The following is a 19,556-nucleotide window of genomic DNA, read 5'->3' on the forward strand; positions in this document are numbered from 1 at the left end:
TGAAAAATTTACTGAAAATATAAGGAATGTAGAATGTTTTGAAGCAAATACAGGAACAGAATCATTATTTATGATGAAGAAGCATACACCAGATTTTGTTTTTTTAAATTCAAAATTACTAGATGGAACGGGTTTTGAATATGCGAGTTTATTACGGGAAGTAAATTGTTATACGAAATTTATTTTTATGGGTGAAGATATAGAAGAGTCCATTACAGCATTTCGTTTTCAAGCAGTTTATTATTTACTACGCCCATTCCGCGAGGAAGATTTGCAATTCCTTTTATATAGAATGGCTAAAGAGCAAGGTGAGAAAGCAAAGAGCTATTTGCGTAAACTACCGATAGAAGGTCAAGAGGGGATTCGGTATATTTTCCCTGAAGATATTGTATATGTAAGCAAAAATAAGGAAAACAAAACAGTTTCAATTTATACAACAAATAATCAGTATATTTCAACATATACACTCCAGGAGCTAGAAAATAAGCTAAATGCATATGATTTTTTACGGGTGCATAAAAGTTATTTAATTAATATGTCATATGTACAAGAGTTAAAGCCTTACTATAATGGCACATATAATCTGTATTTAGATAAATATGATGAGCAACCGATTCCAGTAAGTCGTAATTATGTGAAACGACTTCGAAATAAAATTGAATTATAGCAGATAATGCGAATTTTTTAACATGATAAACTAAAAATCCTTCATGATAGGGAGGATTCAAATTAAATATTCAGAAAATTTAGTACAATCCCACTAAGAAATAGTATTGGGGGGATTGTATGTGAGAACAGTGAAGTCAATTTTACTTTGGGGAGTTATTGCAGCAGTAGGAGCCGGTGCTTTTGGTGTAATAGCTTTATCACAAGGTGAAACTATTAATGCTGTATGGCTCTTAGTAGCTGCGGTATGTGTGTATGCAGTTGCTTATCGCTTTTATAGTAGATTTATAGCGAGAAAGGTATTCGGTTTAGATAATAATCGGCAAACGCCAGCTCATACATTAAATGATGGAAAAGATTATGTTCCGACAAATAAATGGGTATTATTTGGGCATCATTTTGCAGCAATCGCTGGGGCTGGGCCTTTAGTAGGACCGATTTTGGCGGCACAAATGGGATATTTGCCAGGGACAATATGGATTATTGTAGGGGTAGTTGTCGCTGGAGCTGTGCAAGATTTTGTCATTTTATTTGCTTCGATGAGACGTAATGGTAAATCTCTCGGTGAAATGATTAAAGATGAGATTGGTCCTGTTACAGGACTTATTGCAATGATTGGTATTTTAGGCATTATGATTATTTTATTAGCAGTATTAGCATTAGTAGTAGTAAAGGCGCTTGTCGGAAGCCCTTGGGGAATGTTTACGATAGCAGCGACGATTCCTATTGCTATTTTAATGGGAGTATATATGCGCTACATTAGGCCTGGACGGGTTGGTGAAGGGTCAGTAATTGGAATTATCCTACTTATACTGTCTCTTATTGGAGGGCAGTATGTAGCGGAAAATCCAGCGCTTGCAAGCATGTTCACGTTTAGCGGAGAAACAATTGCTATAATGCTTATTGTATATGGGTTTATCGCATCGGCATTACCAGTTTGGATGCTTTTAGCACCACGTGATTATTTAAGTACATTTTTAAAAGTCGGAACAATTGTAGGATTGGCAATCGGTATTTTAATTGTAGCACCAGATTTACAAATGCCAGCAGTTTCGAAATTTATTGATGGAACTGGTCCTGTGTTCTCTGGAAACTTATTCCCGTTCTTATTTATTACTATTGCTTGTGGTGCAGTGTCTGGATTCCATGCTCTTGTTTCATCAGGTACGACGCCGAAGATGATTGAGCAAGAGGGACACGCACAGCCAATCGGTTATGGAGCAATGTTAATGGAGTCGTTTGTAGCGGCGATGGCGATGATTGCAGCTTGTGTATTAACACCGGGAACGTATTTTGCAATTAATAGTCCTGCAGCACTTATCGGTACAGATGTCTCGCAGGCAGCTCAAGTTATTTCCTCATGGGGATTTGCTATTACACCAAATGAACTAAAAGATCTCGCTGTAAACGTTGGAGAGCAAACGATTTTATCACGTACAGGTGGTGCACCAACGTTAGCGATAGGTATGGCATATATTTTCTCACAAGTAATAGGTGGAACGGCCATGATGGCATTTTGGTATCATTTTGCGATTCTCTTTGAAGCACTATTCATTTTAACAACAATTGATGCTGGAACGCGTGTCGGCCGATTTATGATTCAAGATATTTTAGGGCATGTGTATAAGCCATTTGGGAAAACGGATTCTACATTCGCGAATGTAATAGCTACAACGTTATGTGTATTAGGATGGGGTTATTTCTTATATCAAGGGGTAGTTGATCCACTTGGTGGAATTAATACATTATGGCCACTTTTCGGTATTGCAAATCAAATGTTAGCAGGTATTGCATTATTACTTGGAACGACAATTTTATTCAAAATGGGAAAAAAGGTATATGTTTGGGTGACGCTTATTCCAACTGTCGGATTGCTTATTGTAACGATGACAGCGGGTTATCAAAAGCTATTTCATGAAAACCCTAAAATAGGATTTCTATCCCACGCAAAGGTGTTTCAAGGAGCATTAGATGAAGGGAAAGTGTTAGCGCCAGCTAAAAATGTTGCCCAAATGAAGCAAATTATTTTCAATGATTATATTGATGCGGCACTTTGTGGGATTTTTATGATCGTTGTAATCGCTGTATTAATTTCTGCAATTCGAATTTGGATTCAAGTATTAAGAAATAAGCCGATGCCGCTAAAAGAGGCACCATATATCCCTAGAGATGAAAGTGAGTCGAGGAACTATGCTTAAAAGACTACGGCAAGTATGGGGACAAAGGAAACACTTTATTAGCTTACTTGTTGGGGTACCAAGCTATGAAACATATGTAGAGCATATGAAAAAGCATCATCCAGAAGAAGAAGTTGTATGTCAAAAACAATTTTTTGCAGAAGCGCAAGAAGCAAGATTTAATGCAAAGGGCGGAAAAATCTCGCGCTGTTGTTAGTGAAAAGGACGAATTTTCGTCCTTTTTATTTTTTGCTGTTTCACGTGGAACAGCAAAAAATAAATAAAAATCTTTGGGAATTATAGGTATTTCGTATACAATAAAATAAGGAAAGGGATAGATAGAAAAGTAGGGAGATTATTTTATGTTAAAGGACTTATTTGTAAACACAACCATTATTCTTTCCTTTATTTTCATTGGAGGTCAGCTTTTAAGAGATAAACCGTTAGAAGAAGGGTTCTCTTTTTGGCAGAAATGTGTAGTAGGTATTCTTACTGGAATATTAGGTATATTACTAATGTATTTCGGTGTTCATGTTGGTACCATCCTATTGGATTTACGCTACTTAGCTGTTATTCTGGCCGTTATAATTGGTGGCCCAATAGCGAGTACTATAGCTGTTAGTATGATTTTAGTAACTAGGTTAGTATTTATGGATTATTCATTAGCTTCTCAAGTAGCTTTTTATACAATTATTGCGATAGGGATAGGTAGTATCTTTATTTCGCGTCTAAAACTTTCTCTAGGAGAAAAATGGGTATGGTTACATACATATATTTTATCTATTCTAATTCCCTCACTATATATATGGTTAATCAAAGATATTCACATAGTGGGATTATATTTGGTTTCTAGTATTATTACAGGCTATATAACATTTATAAGCGCAAATTATGTATTACAATCCAATGAGTTATTTCAAAAGATGAAGCAATATGCAACGATAGATGCATTGACAGGTTTAGGAAATGTAAGGCAGTTTGATTTAGAAATGAATCATCATATTGGTAATAAGCGTATGAAAAATGATTCACTTTGTTTACTACTTATAGATATTGATCATTTTAAGTGTGTAAATGATACGTATGGGCATCCTGCAGGAGATGAAGTGTTAAAACAAATAGGTAGTATTTTAAGGGAAGTTTCACCGTTCCCAAATTTGTCCTTTCGAAAAGGTGGAGAAGAGTTCGCGCTTTTGATACCAAAGAAGGGATTAGCTTACGGAATGCATACGGGGGAAAAAGTTCGCACAGCTGTTGAAAACCATTCATTCGAATTGTTAAATGGAACAAAAATAAAAATTACAGTTTCAGTAGGCGTTTCAGTATATGAAGAATCACCAGAGCAATTTATTCAAGCTGCCGATGATGCATTATATTACTCCAAAAGAAATGGTAGAAATCAGGTTAGTTCCGCATCTTAAAGATAGGATGACCAGAAGAGCTTATAAATAAAAACACCCACAGAGAGGGAAATACACACTCTGTGGGTGTTTTTATTTATAAGTTAGACAAGCTCTTTTGATACAACGAATTTACGATATGCACCGTGATGTGTTGGGCCTACGTATTCGTTGATCTTGAATGAATAACGGATAGCAGCTGTGATAAATTCTTTAGCAGTTTTTACTGCTTCTTTCACAGGTTTTCCTTTTGCAAGTTCTGCTGTAATTGCAGCAGAATATGTGCAACCTGCGCCGTGTGTATTTGTCGTATCAATTTTTTCTGATTCTAGAATGTCGAATGTCTCTCCATCATATAGAACGTCGATTGCAGTTTCAGTACCAAGCTTGCTACCGCCTTTAATTAGGACATACTTCGCACCTAAAGCATGGATTTTTTTCGCTGCTTCTTTCATGTCTTCAAGAGAATTAATCTTTACGCCACTTAATTGGTAAGCTTCAAATAAGTTTGGTGTGACAACTAATGCCTTTGGAACAAGAACGTCACGTAAGCAATCATTCGTTTCAGGATGTAATGCTTCATCAGCCCCTTTACATACCATAACAGGGTCAACTACTACATTTTTGAAATTATGTTTTTCGATTGTTTCTGCAACCATTTCAATAATTTCTACTGATCCAAGCATACCTGTTTTTAAAGCATCTACGCCAACTCCCTCAATTGTCGTTTCTAATTGTGGTTTTAATGTAGAAGCTGGGATTGGAAATACGTTATGTGCCCAACCGTTATGTGGATCCATCGTTACGATTGTCGTAAGAGATGTCATTCCGTACACACCAAGTTCTTGGAATGTTTTTAAATCTGCTTGTATACCAGCACCGCCACTTGTGTCAGAACCAGCGATAGTAAGTGCTTTATTTAATGTCATTATGAAAAGCCCCCTCAGGTGATATAATGAAAACTATGTTTTCACCATTATATCAATGTTACGAATAAGTACAAAGTGAAAAGTAGATGATTTATGTTAGGAACTATGTAAAATCTTGTATGTAGGAGACGAATTATGTTTCAAGAGAATCGTACAAATGAATTAGTTATATTAAAAGAGATTGCAGAAACATTAAATACATCAAATGATACATATCATGTATTGCAAGCAGTACTAGAAAAATTGCTGAGTGTAACAGGTTTAACGACAGGATGGATATTTCTTGCGGATGAAGATGGTAGGTATACAAAATTAATTGATTATCAATTACCAGAGGCACTTACATATGAAAACAAACGTCCGATGTGTGAAGGGGAATGTTGGTGTTTACGTGGCTTTGTTGATGGAAAATTAGAACGAGCTGTTAATATTATTGAATGTAAAAGAATTAATAATGCAATTGAATATAATTGGGGAGATACAGAAGGAATTCTTCATCATGCTACGGTTCCTTTAAAGGCTGGAGGAGAAAAATTTGGTTTGTTAAATGTGGCAAGCCCAGGTAAAACACATTTTTCAGAAGAAGAATTAGTATTGCTTCAATCAGTTGCCTTCCAAATTGGAACGGCTTTAAAACGAGCAAAGTTATATGAAAATGAAAAGCGAAGAGCACATTATTATGTGAAATTAGAACGGTTCATTCAAGTTTTAAGAACGATTCATCAATTTAATATATTGCCTGAAAAAGTTGTAGATCAATTAGGTGAAGTGTTTCAGTGGAATCAAGTCGCATTCTTTATTAGGGAAGAGAAAGAATTATCCTTGCGGGCATCTTATTGCCAGGAAGAATTGCAAGAGGATATAAAAAAAGCAGCGAAAGAAGCATTAGAAAAAGGTGAACCTATTTTATTAAATCATCAAGTCAGTCATAAGGTAGCCTCTAATAGGACGGTTATTGCTACACCAATACAGATTCAAACTCACATATTTGGTGTTTTATGTGTTAGTTCAAATAATGGTGAATTTGATGTGAATACAATAGATGTACTTCAAGCAATTACAAATCATATTTCCTTCGTGATAGAAAATTTAAGGTTAAATGAGCAACGGCGTGAACTTGTACGAATGGAAGAAAGAAATCGGTTAGCAAGGGATTTACATGATTCCGTCTCACAAAAGCTATTTTCGTTAACCTTTATGACAAAAGGCGCTGAGGCAGTTTTAAAAGGTCAAAATGAAAAAGTGGATCGATCTTTGCATGATATACGTGAACTAGCGCAAGGAGCTTTAAAAGAAATGAGGACGTTAATTTGGCAACTACGTCCAGCGGGTTTAGAGAAAGGGTTATTACCAGCTTTAAAGCAATATGGTGAAAGTTTGGGATTGAAAATTCGGGAACAAGTTACAGGTGTCCGTGATTTACCACGTGTAGTAGAGGAAGCGCTATGGAGAATTGGACAAGAAGCTTTAAATAATGTAAGTAAGCATGCGAATGTTAGAGAAGCGACGATTTATTTCAAAGTGACGGAGAAGAATGTATCATTAGAAATAGTAGATCAAGGAAACGGCTTTGTAGAAAAGGATATAAAAGAGAAGAAATCACTTGGCATGACTACGATGCGCGAAAGAGTAGAATTAATCGGTGGAACAATTAAAGTTGTAAGTGATAAAAAAAGAACAAGTGTAAAAGTAAACGTACCATTATGATGTGAAAATGAGGGAAGTTTGTGAAAATAAAAGTATTGTTAGTGGATGATCATACAGTCGTTTTAAAAGGATTAGCATTTTTCTTAAGTACACAGGAAGATATAGAGTTAGTTGGAGAAGCAAGCAATGGGAAAGAGGCACTAATAAAAGTAGGGGAGACGAATCCTGATGTTGTACTAATGGATTTATATATGCCCGAAATGGATGGTGTTGAGGCGACAGCGTGTATTAAAAAAGAATATCCAGATGTGAAAGTAATTGTATTAACTAGCTTTTCTGATCAGGCGCATGTGTTACCAGCATTAAGGGCTGGAGCAAGCGGGTATATTTTAAAAGATGTAGAACCGGATCAGCTTGTTGAGGCTATTCGAAGTGCATATAAAGGTAATATTCAATTACATCCTGATATAGCAAATGCTCTTCTCTCTCAAACATTACCTGTAGAAGAAAAAGAAGAAGAGCCTTCTATTCAAGTGGATGTGCTAACAGCGAGAGAAAATGAAGTATTGCAGCTATTAGCGAAAGGGATGAGTAATAAAGAAATCGCTTCTGTTTTAGTTATTACAGAAAAAACGGTAAAAGCTCATGTAAGTAGTATTTTGAGTAAGTTGAATTTATCTGATCGTACGCAAGCGGCATTATATGCAGTGAAAAATGGAGTTGTATAAGACGAAAGTCGTAAGACCTAGTTCGCCTTTAGAAGGTGGACTTTTTTTATGGAAAAATACGTCTATGTGAGGACGAAATTGTCTTGATATAAAGATAAAATATGTTTGTAAGCAACAAAACAACAATTACAAGGGATACCTTTTTAAAAGCATATAACAACATAAGAGTGAGTAGTAGGAGGAAAAACAATGGCAACAGTTTTATTTGTAAAAGCAAACAACCGCCCAGCGGAACAAGCAGTTAGTGTGAAATTATACGAGGCATTTTTAGCGAACTATAAAGAAGCACATCCAAATGATACAGTAGTAGAACTTGATTTATATAAAGAAGAATTACCATATGTAGGCGTAGATATGATTAATGGTACATTCAAAGCAGGTAAAGGATTTGATTTAACGGAAGAGGAAGCAAAAGCAGTAGCAGTTGCTGATAAGTATTTAAATCAATTCCTAGAAGCTGATAAAGTCGTTTTCGGTTTCCCATTATGGAACTTAACGATTCCAGCAGTATTACACACATATATTGACTATTTAAACCGAGCTGGTAAAACATTTAAATATACGCCAGAAGGCCCAGTTGGTTTAATTGGTGATAAGAAGATTGCATTATTAAACGCGCGCGGCGGTGTATATTCTGAAGGTCCAGCAGCTGAAGTAGAAATGGCTGTTAAATATGTAGCAAGCATGATGGGCTTCTTCGGTGCAACAAACATGGAAACAGTAGTTATTGAAGGACATAATCAATTCCCAGATAAAGCAGAAGAAATCATTGCAGCTGGTCTTGAAGAAGCAGCTAAAGTAGCAAGTAAATTTTAATTGAAAATAAAATCGTCACTCAAAAAAGTAGCATTAACAGATAAACGTTAATGCTACTTTTTTATATTTTAAGTTCGTCAGCTAGTTTTTCTAACTGAATTCGATCTTGTATGTAATAGGTTCTTCCATCTTTCCGTAAGTAATTTTGTTGGCAAAATTGGTTTAATACATATAAAAGGTGACGGTAGCTAACATTTAAGTATTCCGAAACCTCGGTATGTTTTTCTATATAACTGTTATTTTGTTCTGTTAATAGAATAAACGCCGCTAATCGATTTTCGAACGGATAACTATTATTTTTAGCATAACTTTCTGTTCGGGTAATGGTTTTCTCACCGATAAATTTGCATAGTTTCTGTAGAAAGGTAGCATCTTGTAACAAAAGATGCTGACAATCCTTAAGAGGAAGCGCTAAGCATATACAATCTTCAATTACTTCCACCGTTTTCGTAATAGATTCTACGCCAATTAATCCTAATTCCCCAATGAACGAAGGTGCCTGAATAAAGTTAATCAAGGAGACCTTTCCGTTTTTGTGACTCATATATATTTTTGCTTTCCCAGCAATTAAGTAATAAAGATAAGGAACATCGACCCCTTCATTACATATCTTTTCTCTTTTCTGAAAGGAATGTAGTTCAGCATACGGTAAGATATCAAAAGAAAAAAGAGTATGGAAATTGTAAGTTTGTATGTAATGAGAGATTTCTTCGCTATTTCTGCTGACTTTCATGTTTTCACCTCATGTTTAGTATGAGATATCTCCTATTATTTTTACAAGAAAGAATGATACGATTTACTTAAATTTGTTTTTGTAGAAAAGAGAGTGTGAAGGGCTTATGAAAAAATATAAAACATTATTATTCGATGTAGATGATACATTGTTAGATTTTCAAAAGGCAGAAAAATCGGCATTACGTATGCTTTTTGAAGAGAAAGGGATGTTTCTAACTAGCGAAATTGAAGCGCAATATAAAAAAATTAATAAAAGTCTTTGGACTGCTTTTGAAGAAGGTGAAATAAGTCGTGATGAAGTTGTAAATACACGATTTTCAATTTTGTTTAAAGAATACGGGGAAGAAGTAGATGGGATATTATTCGAAAATAATTATCGCAGTTACTTAGAAGAAGGAAATCAGCTCATGGAAGGTGCTTTACAATTTATAAATCAAATTCAAAGTGAGTACGATTTATATATAGTGACAAACGGTATTTCTAAGACGCAAGATAAACGATTACGTAATGCAGGGTTACATGCCTTGTTTCAAGATATTTTCGTTTCTGAAGATACAGGTTATCAAAAGCCGATGAAAGAGTATTTTGATTATGTTTTTGAAAGGATCCCTAACTTTGTTCCTGAAGAAGGGCTCATTATTGGGGATTCGTTAAGCGCTGATATGAAAGGTGGATATGTAGCGGGAATTGATACTTGTTGGTTTAATCCAGAAAAGAAATGTAATAATAGCGAGATTGTGCCAACATATGAAGTGCAAAATTTTGAAGAGTTATACGCGTTATTGAAGCAACATGTGTAATGAGAATAGGCAGTGGAACTTTCGTCTCTACTGCCTATTTTTTATTGGTAGTTTCATTGTGTTTTGGAAGTAGAAATGCATTTCCGATAGCACCTGCTCGAATCGTTTGTAATAGTAAATTAAGTGAAGGTTTTAAAAGGTCTTTTTCAAATGAATATAGAATATATTTCTTTTGTTATGTACATTAAATTCCTTGTAGTTAATTTAGAACATTCAGAAAAACTGATTGACATTAGGAAATTATTGCTATAAAATCAACGGTAATTGCATAGTCTTATCAAGAAAAGGTGGAGGGACAGGCCCGATGAAACCTTGGCAACAGCCGTATAACGGAATTGTGCCAAATCCTGCAGGTAATAAACCCTGAGAGATAAGAAAGAGCCTTTAGAGCGTGTTTTCAAACTGCTCCTTTCTTGTTTTCAGGAAAGGGGCAGTTTTTTATTTTGTATAAAAGAAAGGAGAATAAGAGATGGGAGAATCATGGGGGAAAGGAACAATTTGCGTGCAAGGTGGCTATACGCCAAAGAATGGTGAACCGCGTGTTTTACCGCTTTATCAAAGTACAACGTATAAATACGATACTTCGGATGATTTAGCAGCCTTATTTAATTTAGAGGCAGAAGGATATATATATACGCGTATTGGAAATCCTACTTTAGCTGCATTTGAGCAAAAGCTAGCAGATTTAGAGGGTGGCGTAGGAGCTGTTGCAACGGCTTCTGGGCAGGCTGCTATTATGCTTGCTGTTTTAAACATTTGTAGTAGCGGAGACCACTTGCTTTGTTCTTCCACAGTTTATGGCGGGACGTTTAATTTATTTGGAGTGAGTTTGCGTAAGCTTGGTATCGATGTTACATTCTTTAATCCGAATTTAACTGCTGATGAAATTGTGGCCCTTGCTAATGATAAGACGAAACTCGTTTATGCAGAATCGCTAGGAAATCCGGCGATGAACGTTTTAAATTTCAAAGAACTTTCAGATGCAGCGAAAGAGTTGGAAGTACCTTTTATCGTGGATAATACATTAGCAACCCCTTATTTATGCCAAGCATTTGAACATGGAGCAAATATTATCGTTCATTCTACGACGAAATATATTGATGGTCATGCAAGTTCGTTAGGTGGCATTGTTATTGACGGAGGGAACTTCGATTGGACAAACGGGAAATATCCTGAACTAGTTGAACCGGATCCAAGTTATCACGGCGTAAGTTACGTTCAAAATTTTGGTGCAGCAGCTTATATTGTGAAGGCACGTGTTCAATTATTAAGAGACTACGGAAACTGTATGAGCCCATTTAATGCGTATATTAGCAATATCGGCTTAGAAACATTGCATTTACGAATGGAGCGTCATAGTGAAAATGCTCTTGCAGTTGCTAAATGGCTTGCTGATCATGAACGTATTGAATGGGTGAACTATCCGGGATTAGATAGTAATGAAAATTACTCGTTAGCACAAAAGTATTTGAAAAGAGGTGCTAGTGGTGTTTTAACATTCGGTATTAAGGGAGGATTAGAAGCAGCAAAAGAATTTATCGCAAATGTAAAACTAGCAACTCTCGTAACGCATGTGGCTGATGCGCGAACTTGCGTTATACATCCTGCTAGTACAACGCATAGACAATTAAGTGCCGAAGATCAGCGCTTAGCTGGCGTCACATCAGATTTAATTCGTTTATCAGTTGGTATAGAAGATGTTTCGGATATTATTGCAGATTTAGAAGCAGCGCTAGTCGGAGGCAAACAACATGCCGATCATAATTGATAAAGATTTGCCAGCTCGCAAAGTGTTGCAGGAGGAAAATATTTTTGTAATGACAAAAGAGCGAGCAGAAACACAAGATATCCGGGCATTGAAAATTGCTATATTAAACTTAATGCCTACAAAGCAAGAAACAGAAGCGCAATTACTTCGTTTAATTGGCAATACACCGTTGCAATTAGATGTACATTTACTTCATATGGAATCACACCTGTCCCGTAATGTCGCACAGGAACATTTAACGAGTTTCTATAAAACATTCCGTGATATTGAGAATGAGAAATTTGATGGACTCATTATTACAGGAGCACCAGTTGAAACCCTTTCTTTTGAAGAGGTAGATTATTGGGAAGAGCTTAAACGTATTATGGAGTATTCAAAAACGAATGTAACATCTACGCTTCATATTTGCTGGGGGGCACAGGCTGGTTTGTATCATCATTATGGTGTTCAAAAGTATCCTCTTAAGGAAAAAATGTTTGGTGTATTTGAACATGAAGTTCGTGAGCAACATGTGAAATTGTTACAAGGGTTTGATGAATTATTTTTTGCCCCGCATTCTCGTCATACGGAAGTACGAGAGAGTGACATTAGAGAAGTGAAGGAGTTAACGTTATTAGCCAACTCTGAGGAAGCGGGTGTTCATCTTGTTATTGGGCAAGAAGGAAGACAAGTGTTTGCGCTCGGTCATAGTGAATATAGTTGTGATACGTTAAAGCAAGAATACGAACGAGATCGTGACAAAGGGTTAAATATTGATGTGCCGAAAAACTATTTTAAGCATGATAATCCAAATGAGAAGCCGCTTGTAAGGTGGAGAAGCCATGGAAATCTATTATTCTCTAATTGGCTAAATTATTACGTGTATCAAGAAACCCCTTATGTATTATAAAAAAAGATTGTGTAACACGTGGCAACGTTTTCTCTGCAATGGTTAACTTATATTTTTTCCGAATGTTCTAAAAACATTGTTTTTCAGATTTTTTACTCATATAATTTCATCTAAACACAATTTTTGAGGGGTGGACAGTATTATGAAAGAAATTCAAGTTGGCTTATTAGGTCTTGGGACAGTTGGTAGCGGTGTAGTTCGTATCATTACAGATCACCAAGAGCGACTGATACACCAAGTAGGTTGTCCTGTAAAAGTAACGAAAGTGCTAGTACAAAATATTGAAAAAGAGAGAGAAGTAGAGGTACCTTCTACTCTATTAACGCAAAATGCAAATGAAATTTTAGATAATCCAAATATTGATGTTGTCATCGAAGTGATGGGTGGCATTGATGACGCAAAATCGTATATTTTACAAGCTTTACAAAGCGGGAAGCATGTTGTGACTGCCAATAAAGATTTAATGGCGTTACATGGAGCGGAACTGTTAGCGGTAGCAAAAGATAATAAAGCAGATTTGTTTTATGAAGCAAGTGTAGCCGGAGGGATTCCGATTTTACGAAGTATCGTAGAGGGACTTTCTTCAGATCTTATTACGAAAGTAATGGGAATTGTAAATGGAACGACAAATTTTATTTTGACGAAAATGTCAGATGAAGGGAGAGCATATAACGACGTGTTAAAAGAAGCTCAGCAACTTGGATTTGCAGAAGCAGATCCAACATCAGATGTAGAAGGTTTAGATGCAGCAAGAAAAATGACGATTTTGGCTACCCTTGGTTTCTCTACAAATGTAGAGCTTGGAGATGTGAAGGTAAAAGGCATTACTTCTATTACAGAAGAAGATATTGAATACAGTAAGAGTTTAGGATACACGATTAAATTAATCGGTCTTGCGAAGCGAGATGGTGAGAAATTAGAGGTTACAGTTGAACCGACATTACTCCCAAATACACATCCTCTTGCGGCCGTGCAAAACGAATATAACGCTGTATATGTGTATGGTGAAGCAGTTGGAGAAACGATGTTTTATGGACCAGGTGCAGGAAGTTTACCGACAGCAACAGCTGTTGTTTCTGATTTAGTAGCTGTAATGCAAAATATTAGATTAGGGGTAACAGGAAATAGTACTGTAGTCCCGCAATATCAAAAAGTATTAAAAGAGCCAGACGAAATTGTTGTAAAGAAATTTTTAAGACTTCATGTAAAAGATGAAATTGGTGTATTTGCAAAAATTACTTCGTTATTCTCTGAGCGTGGTGTTAGCTTTGAAAAGATTATTCAAATGCCGCTTGAAGAGAAAGGAAAGGCTGAAATTGTCATTGTAACGCATCGTGCTTCTCTTGCTGATTATGATTATATTCTACATACGTTGCAAGGGTATGAAGAAATAGATTGTTTGAAAGCAAACTACCGAATTGAAGGAGATGCTAAGTAGTATCTCTACTAATAAAAAAACCTATTAAGCAGCTTGCTTAATAGGTTTTTTTCTATTTAAAATTTGTGTACCAACTTGAATAAATGCTTGTATAATCCAGCCTGTTGTAAAGGATAAAATGATTGTTCCAAAATAGATAGGTCCATTTAATAAGAAGCTTAATGTTAAAAATAAGAATGCTAACGAAATTTCTGTCCTTCTAAATGTCCATTTCTTTTTCTCAGCAACTGTTAAAACGAAAGCTTCTTGAGGTGCTGCACAAAGATTTGTAGAGACGTAAAGACCAATTCCAGCTCCAACGAATAGATTTCCGCAAATAAGTGTTATATATTTTGGAAGAGAACGGATAGCGTCCATAATAGTTGGAATGGAACCGATCCAATCAACAAAAAGAGAAATAAGAACCATTGTTACAATTGTACCGATCGTAATTTGTTTTTTATTCCAAAAGAGTACGATAAGGGTAAAAGCAAAGTTAATCATGAAAATCCAAAAACCGATACTTATCCCAAAATTTTGATATAGTGCAATAAAGAAGGAATCATAAGGGCTCAGTCCAAAGGAAGTAATTGTCGTCATCATATTAATGCCGATGGCGAGAATGAGTAGACCGCCAATGAAAAATATATGTTCTAATTTGACTCGAAGCATAGTTGTATATCCTTTCAAAAAGTATTTGCTAGGAAAGGATATATTGTGGAAAGCTTACCAGGTCAAGGGAGAATTTTTGCAGGGAAGGGGAAAATGAGATGACGAATATAAGAAAGATTGCTGAACTTGCTGGGGTATCTGTTTCAACTGTTTCACGTGTACTAAATAATCATCCATATGTGAATGAACAGAAGCGAAAAGAAATTTTAGCAATTATAGAAGAATTAAACTATACGCAAAATGTGAATGCAATTCATTTAGTGAAAGGGAAAACGAATGTCATTGGCGTTTTATTACCGCATGTAAATGACCAATATTATAGTGCTATTATTGAGGGAATATCAAAGGAAACAGCAAAGAATAATTATAATATGATGCTTTGTCAGACGAATTATAGCGAGGAAAGAGAATTAGAAATTTTGAATATGTTAAAAATGAAAAAGCTTGATGGGGTTATTATATGTTCGCGGGCAAATAGTAAGGAAAAGCTCGAAGAATATACGAAATTTGGTCCTATTGTTATGTGTGAAGAAATAGACTCGAACTACATTTCGAGTGTGCATATTGATTATTATAAAGTGTTTTCGCGCGGGATGAAGAGCTTAATAGATGCGGGCCATACAAGTATTGGGTATTGCATTGGAAGAAGTAACAGTATTAATAGTCAAAGAAGAAAACAAGCATATGAAGATTCGCTTCAACAGATTGCTGTAACACCGATAGAGGCTTGGAAGTTTAAAGGCTGTTTTACGGTGGAAGATGGGCGTAATGTAATTAGGGAATTGGCCTCTATGTCAGTAAAACCAACAGCGTTTCTTGTATCTTGCAACCATATTGCAGCGGGGATGGTAACAGAAGCGAAAAAACAAGGAATTCGTATTCCAGAGGATATTACGATTATCGGTTGTGATGATCAAGATGTAGCAGACATTTTAGGCATTACGACGATTTCATATTGTAGTAAAAATGTTGGCGTGAAGGCATTTGAATTATTATATGAAAAGATTAATGATAAGCAAATCGATATAAAGCACGTAGAGTTATTGCCACAATTAGTACATAGGGAAACAACATAATAGATAAGGTTTGAAAATCGCTTTTCAAAATTGCGTTTGGTATAATTATGGACAATCTATGAGGGCTAAAAGGGGTTTTGATATGAGATCAAAAGTAGTTAAAGTAATTCTACTCATTACAATTGCATCTTTCTGTTTATTTGCATATGGCTTTGTTTCAGGTGTAAATGATGTATTAAATCCGAAAGCTTCAAATTTAATTAAAAAGACCGATGTAGTGACAAAGGAGAAAAAGAAAACGGGAACGTTACAAATCGTTAGTTTAGGTGATTCATTAACACGCGGTGTTGGTGATAAAGAAGGAATTGGCTATATTGGACGGATGAAAGAAGATTTACAAAAAGATTATAAGCAAAAGGTTGCCTTAACGAACTTAGCTGTTAGTGGTGCGAAAATGCCTGACTTATTAAAACAAATTGAGAGTAGTGGCGCTCAATATTCAATTAAACAAGCAGATGTAATCGTTTTAACGATTGGAGGAAATGATTTATTTCCAGGCTGGGAATCGCTTGGAAAGATAGATTTAGAAACGTATCGTCCTGATACGGAAACATTCCAAAATGAAGCGAAGAAAATTATAGAAGAAATTCGTAAGTTAAATACAGATAGCCCAATTTTTTGGCTAGGTTTATATAATCCTTTTGAAGATGTAGAAGATTTAAAGGGGTCTTCAAACATTGTTATAGACTGGAATGCATCTTTAGAAAAATTGGCGGTAAATAATAAAAATGTGTATATTACACCGACATTTGATTTGTTCCAAAACCGTGGGAAAGATTTATTATACTCCGATCATTTTCATCCGAATGAAATAGGGTATACATATATGGCGGACCGATTAGTTCAAAATGTAGCAAGTAAATTAAAACTAGAACAAGGAGGGGTAAAATGACGACGATACTTTCCGTACGAGACGTGAAGAAGGTAATTGGAAATAAGACTCTTGTAGAGAATATTTCTTTTGATGTAACGCAAGGAGAAGTGTTCGGCTTCTTAGGACCAAATGGTGCTGGAAAGACGACTACCATTCGAATGTTAGTCGGATTAATTAAGGCGACAGAAGGTACAATTTCTATCGGTGGTTATTCGATTAAGGAAAATTTCAGAGAAGCGATGCGTCAAATTGGGAGTATCGTTGAAAACCCAGAGTTGTATACATATTTAACGGGATGGGAAAATTTAAAGCAATTTGCCCGTATGTTAGGTGATATATCAGATGAACGTATTATGGAAATTGCTCAAATGGTTCATTTGGATGAAAGAATTCACGATAAGGTAAAAACATACTCACTCGGTATGAAACAGCGCCTTGGCATTGCACAAGCGCTTCTTGGAAATCCTAAATTGCTCATATTAGATGAGCCGACAAACGGTTTAGATCCAGCTGGAATTAGAGAGCTTAGGGAATTTATACATAAGCTTGTAAAAGAAGAAAATATGAGCGTATTTATTTCCAGTCATTTGCTAAGTGAAGTGCAAATGATATGTGATCGCGTTGCTATTATTCATAAAGGAAAGATGATAACAGTTGCCAAGGTTGAAGAGTTAATTAAAACAGCAAGTGACCGTGTAGAATGGATTGTTACGCCGATTGGGAAAGCAAAAGATATGCTAGAAGATGCTGAGGAAGTAAGAGAAGTGAGTATAGAAGGTGATCGATTACTATGCCGTATGAATATCGCATCTATAAGTAATTGGAATAAACATTTTGTAGAAAACGAGATAGATGTACATAGCGTTAAAGAACTTGTATTTACGCTAGAAGATTTATTTATTGAACTCACAAGGGGGGAGCAGCATGCGTGAATTTGCGAATCTAGTTTTAAATGAATCAGAAAAGATTTACCGCAAGAAACGTATTTTTGTTGTCATGCTTATTTTAGCAATCTTAATCCCACTTTTTGTGTACGCGCAGTATCGTGAAATAGAAACGACACAGAAAAGGCTCGGTACAACTGATTGGAAGGTTTCATTACAACAGCAAATTGTTGATTCTCAGAACCGGTTGAACAATTCTAGGTTGCCAGAAGAATGGCGTGATTGGTTAAAGGTAAGAGTTGAGCAGCAACAATATTATTTAGATCATGATATTAACCCGATGGCACCGGGCGCACCGACTTTTGTCAGAGCGTTTATTGAACAAGGGATTACGTTATTTATTCCGCTTCTCGTAATGATTGTCGCCATTGATATCGTTTCAGGAGAACGAAGTGATGGGACGATGAAGATGTTACTTACGCGGCCGATTCGGCGCTGGAAAATACTCCTTAGTAAATACGTAACGATGTTATTTTTCATTTCGCTCATACTGTTTCTTGTAGGTTTGTTTGCTTACATACTATCAGGGCTTGTATTTGGATACTCGGGATGGAATTTACCTGTTTTAACAGGATTCGTCATTGATAAGGAAACGTTAAATACGAATTTTGTACATCTTATTCCGCAGTGGCAATATATCTTGATGGCATATGGATTAGCTTGGTTTGTTGCTATCGTTGTCGGAACTATATCATTTATGGTCTCTGTTTTAATTCGTAATACACCAGCTGGTATGGGCGTTATGCTAGCTGCATTAATTGCAGGCGGTATTTTAAGCTCGTTCGCAACATCTTGGGAAGGCGCGAAATATATTTTTAGTGTGAATTTATCATTAACGGATTATTTATCAGGAAAACTACCTGCATTACAAGGTTTATCGATGGAGTTTTCTTTAATGAATTTAACGGTTTGGGCAGTTGTTTCCCTTATTATTTCGTTTGTAGTATTTACAAAACAGGATATGGTGAATTAATTGGACAGGAAGTGAAAGCATGGAAAATGTTTTAAAAAATGATTGGGGGCCACTATTGGCACCAGAATTTGAGAAAGAATATTATCGTAAGCTAGCTGGTTTTTTGAAAGAAGAGTACAGTACACATGTTGTTTACCCAAAGAAAGAAGATATTTTTAACGCTCTAGAGTATACAAGTTATGAAAATACAAAGGTCGTTATTTTAGGACAAGATCCATATCATGGACCAAATCAAGCGCATGGTTTAAGCTTTTCTGTGCAACCCGGTATTAAAACGCCACCGTCGTTGTTAAATATGTATAAAGAACTTCGAGATGAATATGGGTATGATATTCCAAATAACGGTTATTTAGTAAAGTGGGCAGAGCAAGGCGTTTTATTATTAAATACTGTATTAACAGTTCGACAAGGTGAAGCAAATTCTCATAAGGGAAAAGGATGGGAGCATTTCACAGATCGCGTAATTGAGCTATTAAATGAACGTGAAAAGCCAGTTATTTTCATATTGTGGGGACGCCATGCACAGGCGAAGAAAAAATTAATTACAAATACGAAGCACCACATTATCGAATCTGTACATCCAAGCCCACTATCAGCAAGACGTGGTTTCTTCGGAAGTAAGCCATACTCTAAAGTAAATACGATTTTAGCTAATATGGGCGAGAGGGAAATTGATTGGGAAATTCCAAATTTGTAAATAAAAAAGGTAGTTAACAGTCGTTAACTACCTTTTCATTATTGTTGCTCGTTCTTTAATTTTGCATCTAGTACAAACGTGCCAAATGGGATAACCGATGAAACGAATGCCCCAAGTGCCCATAAAATTGATTTACGATGTACGATTGTTACTTGAATTACTGCGAAGATAAATAAAATAAATAAAACACCGTGAGCCATGCCTGTAATTTTAACAGCTGTTGCAAATCCTGCGAAATATTTTAATGGCATTGCTACAAATAATAGTAGTAGGAAAGAAATCCCTTCAATAAGTCCAATTGCTCTTAATCGTCCGATTGGTGTAGATAACATGTAAAGTGGCCTCCCT

The 19,556-nt window shown here is 35.8% G+C and carries 20 protein-coding genes and 1 riboswitch; of the genes, 16 read left to right on the forward strand and 4 right to left on the reverse strand.

The features are described from left to right. The 4 genes from MR083_RS15380 to MR083_RS15395 all read left to right on the forward strand — a co-directional run. Positions 1 to 667: LytR/AlgR family response regulator transcription factor (locus MR083_RS15380; RefSeq protein ID WP_242269548.1), on the forward strand; the 667-nt coding region annotated here is incomplete at its 5' end. A 121-nt stretch (positions 668 to 788) separates the two neighbouring features. Further along, positions 789 to 2,864: a carbon starvation CstA family protein gene (cstA, locus tag MR083_RS15385; RefSeq protein ID WP_242269549.1), complete on the forward strand. Its 2,076-nt coding sequence runs from the start codon at positions 789 to 791 to the stop codon at positions 2,862 to 2,864. Further along, positions 2,857 to 3,060 carry a YbdD/YjiX family protein gene (locus MR083_RS15390; protein ID WP_000919824.1) on the forward strand — a complete coding sequence of 68 codons (204 nt, stop codon included), beginning with the start codon at positions 2,857 to 2,859 and terminating at the stop codon, positions 3,058 to 3,060. The genes cstA and MR083_RS15390 overlap by 8 nt, the downstream gene beginning before the upstream one ends. Before the next feature lie 145 nt (positions 3,061 to 3,205). Continuing rightward, positions 3,206 to 4,264, forward strand: coding sequence for a GGDEF domain-containing protein (locus MR083_RS15395; protein ID WP_000910188.1), 1,059 nt, complete (start codon positions 3,206 to 3,208; stop codon positions 4,262 to 4,264). Positions 4,265 to 4,347: 83 nt separating this feature from the next. On the opposite strand, the gene pdxK is transcribed toward MR083_RS15395, so the two are convergent. Continuing rightward, the gene (gene pdxK, locus MR083_RS15400) at positions 4,348 to 5,172 is read right to left on the reverse strand and encodes a pyridoxine/pyridoxal/pyridoxamine kinase (protein WP_000174249.1); all 825 of its coding nucleotides are present in this window, start codon (positions 5,170 to 5,172) and stop codon (positions 4,348 to 4,350) included. Between the two features lie 135 nt (positions 5,173 to 5,307). On the opposite strand from pdxK, the gene MR083_RS15405 reads away from it, so the two are divergent. The 3 genes from MR083_RS15405 to MR083_RS15415 all read left to right on the forward strand — a co-directional run bounded on the left by MR083_RS15405 (position 5,308) and on the right by MR083_RS15415 (position 8,363). Continuing rightward, a complete protein-coding gene (locus MR083_RS15405; protein WP_242269550.1) occupies positions 5,308 to 6,879 on the forward strand; it encodes a GAF domain-containing sensor histidine kinase in 1,572 nt (523 codons plus the stop codon). A 20-nt stretch (positions 6,880 to 6,899) separates the two neighbouring features. Further along, the gene (locus MR083_RS15410; protein ID WP_000695782.1) at positions 6,900 to 7,547 is read left to right on the forward strand and encodes a response regulator; all 648 of its coding nucleotides are present in this window, start codon (positions 6,900 to 6,902) and stop codon (positions 7,545 to 7,547) included. 189 nt (positions 7,548 to 7,736) lie between these two features. Then, positions 7,737 to 8,363 carry an FMN-dependent NADH-azoreductase gene (locus MR083_RS15415; protein WP_000246724.1) on the forward strand — a complete coding sequence of 209 codons (627 nt, stop codon included), beginning with the start codon at positions 7,737 to 7,739 and terminating at the stop codon, positions 8,361 to 8,363. A gap of 61 nt (positions 8,364 to 8,424) precedes the next feature. Here the strand turns inward: MR083_RS15415 and MR083_RS15420 are convergent, their stop codons facing one another. Further along, a complete protein-coding gene (locus MR083_RS15420; protein WP_000868835.1) occupies positions 8,425 to 9,096 on the reverse strand; it encodes a transcriptional regulator YeiL in 672 nt (223 codons plus the stop codon). A 106-nt stretch (positions 9,097 to 9,202) separates the two neighbouring features. Here MR083_RS15420 and MR083_RS15425 point away from each other — a divergent pair, with 106 nt between their 5' ends. The 4 genes from MR083_RS15425 to MR083_RS15440 all read left to right on the forward strand — a co-directional run bounded on the left by MR083_RS15425 (position 9,203) and on the right by MR083_RS15440 (position 13,993). Further along, the gene (locus tag MR083_RS15425; protein WP_000760168.1) at positions 9,203 to 9,898 is read left to right on the forward strand and encodes a YjjG family noncanonical pyrimidine nucleotidase; all 696 of its coding nucleotides are present in this window, start codon (positions 9,203 to 9,205) and stop codon (positions 9,896 to 9,898) included. A 271-nt stretch (positions 9,899 to 10,169) separates the two neighbouring features. Further along, positions 10,170 to 10,275: riboswitch (SAM riboswitch) on the forward strand. Positions 10,276 to 10,367: 92 nt separating this feature from the next. Next, entirely contained in the window at positions 10,368 to 11,666 is a 1,299-nt protein-coding gene (locus tag MR083_RS15430; RefSeq protein WP_000504755.1) for a bifunctional O-acetylhomoserine aminocarboxypropyltransferase/cysteine synthase, read from the forward strand. Next, positions 11,650 to 12,555, forward strand: coding sequence for a homoserine O-acetyltransferase MetA (gene metA, locus MR083_RS15435; RefSeq protein ID WP_001121522.1), 906 nt, complete (start codon positions 11,650 to 11,652; stop codon positions 12,553 to 12,555). Before MR083_RS15430 ends, metA begins: the two co-directional genes overlap by 17 nt. A gap of 142 nt (positions 12,556 to 12,697) precedes the next feature. Beyond that, positions 12,698 to 13,993, forward strand: coding sequence for a homoserine dehydrogenase (locus tag MR083_RS15440; RefSeq protein WP_242269551.1), 1,296 nt, complete (start codon positions 12,698 to 12,700; stop codon positions 13,991 to 13,993). 24 nt (positions 13,994 to 14,017) lie between these two features. On the opposite strand, the gene MR083_RS15445 is transcribed toward MR083_RS15440, so the two are convergent. Then, complete coding sequence (locus tag MR083_RS15445) at positions 14,018 to 14,644, reverse strand: YczE/YyaS/YitT family protein (protein WP_242269552.1); 627 nt, start codon at positions 14,642 to 14,644, stop codon at positions 14,018 to 14,020. Positions 14,645 to 14,742: 98 nt separating this feature from the next. Between MR083_RS15445 and MR083_RS15450 the strand changes: the two genes are divergently transcribed. The 5 genes from MR083_RS15450 to MR083_RS15470 are packed head-to-tail and all read left to right on the forward strand — an operon-like array spanning position 14,743 to position 19,208. Next, positions 14,743 to 15,720, forward strand: coding sequence for a LacI family DNA-binding transcriptional regulator (locus MR083_RS15450; protein WP_000181973.1), 978 nt, complete (start codon positions 14,743 to 14,745; stop codon positions 15,718 to 15,720). Positions 15,721 to 15,730: 10 nt separating this feature from the next. Further along, positions 15,731 to 16,612 carry an SGNH/GDSL hydrolase family protein gene (locus MR083_RS15455; RefSeq protein WP_116733336.1) on the forward strand — a complete coding sequence of 294 codons (882 nt, stop codon included), beginning with the start codon at positions 15,731 to 15,733 and terminating at the stop codon, positions 16,610 to 16,612. Then, a complete protein-coding gene (locus tag MR083_RS15460) occupies positions 16,609 to 17,526 on the forward strand; it encodes an ABC transporter ATP-binding protein (protein WP_000207752.1) in 918 nt (305 codons plus the stop codon). Before MR083_RS15455 ends, MR083_RS15460 begins: the two co-directional genes overlap by 4 nt. Beyond that, a complete protein-coding gene (locus MR083_RS15465; RefSeq protein ID WP_001206473.1) occupies positions 17,519 to 18,511 on the forward strand; it encodes an ABC transporter permease subunit in 993 nt (330 codons plus the stop codon). The genes MR083_RS15460 and MR083_RS15465 overlap by 8 nt, the downstream gene beginning before the upstream one ends. A gap of 19 nt (positions 18,512 to 18,530) precedes the next feature. Beyond that, the gene (locus tag MR083_RS15470) at positions 18,531 to 19,208 is read left to right on the forward strand and encodes a uracil-DNA glycosylase (RefSeq protein ID WP_000432538.1); all 678 of its coding nucleotides are present in this window, start codon (positions 18,531 to 18,533) and stop codon (positions 19,206 to 19,208) included. Positions 19,209 to 19,246: 38 nt separating this feature from the next. Here the strand turns inward: MR083_RS15470 and MR083_RS15475 are convergent, their stop codons facing one another. Then, positions 19,247 to 19,540 (reverse strand): DUF3817 domain-containing protein, encoded by a 294-nt coding sequence (locus MR083_RS15475; RefSeq protein WP_000953390.1) that lies wholly within the window; start codon positions 19,538 to 19,540, stop codon positions 19,247 to 19,249. Between the last annotated feature and the right edge of the window lie 16 nt (positions 19,541 to 19,556).

This window comes from Bacillus cereus group sp. BfR-BA-01408 (assembly GCF_022663305.1).
Classification (GTDB): Bacteria; Bacillota; Bacilli; order Bacillales; family Bacillaceae_G; genus Bacillus_A; species Bacillus_A pacificus.

What these genes read in the sequence shown, in the direction of transcription:
- MR083_RS15390 (WP_000919824.1), top strand. Translation starts at nt 2,857, where the DNA reads ATGCTTAAAAGACTACGGCAAGTATGGGGACAAAGGAAACACTTTATT.
- MR083_RS15395 (WP_000910188.1), top strand. Translation starts at nt 3,206, where the DNA reads ATGTTAAAGGACTTATTTGTAAACACAACCATTATTCTTTCCTTTATT.
- pdxK (WP_000174249.1), bottom strand. Translation starts at nt 5,172, where the DNA reads ATGACATTAAATAAAGCACTTACTATCGCTGGTTCTGACACAAGTGGC.
- MR083_RS15405 (WP_242269550.1), top strand. Translation starts at nt 5,308, where the DNA reads ATGTTTCAAGAGAATCGTACAAATGAATTAGTTATATTAAAAGAGATT.
- MR083_RS15415 (WP_000246724.1), top strand. Translation starts at nt 7,737, where the DNA reads ATGGCAACAGTTTTATTTGTAAAAGCAAACAACCGCCCAGCGGAACAA.
- MR083_RS15420 (WP_000868835.1), bottom strand. Translation starts at nt 9,096, where the DNA reads ATGAAAGTCAGCAGAAATAGCGAAGAAATCTCTCATTACATACAAACT.
- MR083_RS15425 (WP_000760168.1), top strand. Translation starts at nt 9,203, where the DNA reads ATGAAAAAATATAAAACATTATTATTCGATGTAGATGATACATTGTTA.
- MR083_RS15430 (WP_000504755.1), top strand. Translation starts at nt 10,368, where the DNA reads ATGGGAGAATCATGGGGGAAAGGAACAATTTGCGTGCAAGGTGGCTAT.
- metA (WP_001121522.1), top strand. Translation starts at nt 11,650, where the DNA reads ATGCCGATCATAATTGATAAAGATTTGCCAGCTCGCAAAGTGTTGCAG.
- MR083_RS15440 (WP_242269551.1), top strand. Translation starts at nt 12,698, where the DNA reads ATGAAAGAAATTCAAGTTGGCTTATTAGGTCTTGGGACAGTTGGTAGC.
- MR083_RS15445 (WP_242269552.1), bottom strand. Translation starts at nt 14,644, where the DNA reads ATGCTTCGAGTCAAATTAGAACATATATTTTTCATTGGCGGTCTACTC.
- MR083_RS15450 (WP_000181973.1), top strand. Translation starts at nt 14,743, where the DNA reads ATGACGAATATAAGAAAGATTGCTGAACTTGCTGGGGTATCTGTTTCA.
- MR083_RS15460 (WP_000207752.1), top strand. Translation starts at nt 16,609, where the DNA reads ATGACGACGATACTTTCCGTACGAGACGTGAAGAAGGTAATTGGAAAT.
- MR083_RS15465 (WP_001206473.1), top strand. Translation starts at nt 17,519, where the DNA reads ATGCGTGAATTTGCGAATCTAGTTTTAAATGAATCAGAAAAGATTTAC.
- MR083_RS15470 (WP_000432538.1), top strand. Translation starts at nt 18,531, where the DNA reads ATGGAAAATGTTTTAAAAAATGATTGGGGGCCACTATTGGCACCAGAA.
- MR083_RS15475 (WP_000953390.1), bottom strand. Translation starts at nt 19,540, where the DNA reads ATGTTATCTACACCAATCGGACGATTAAGAGCAATTGGACTTATTGAA.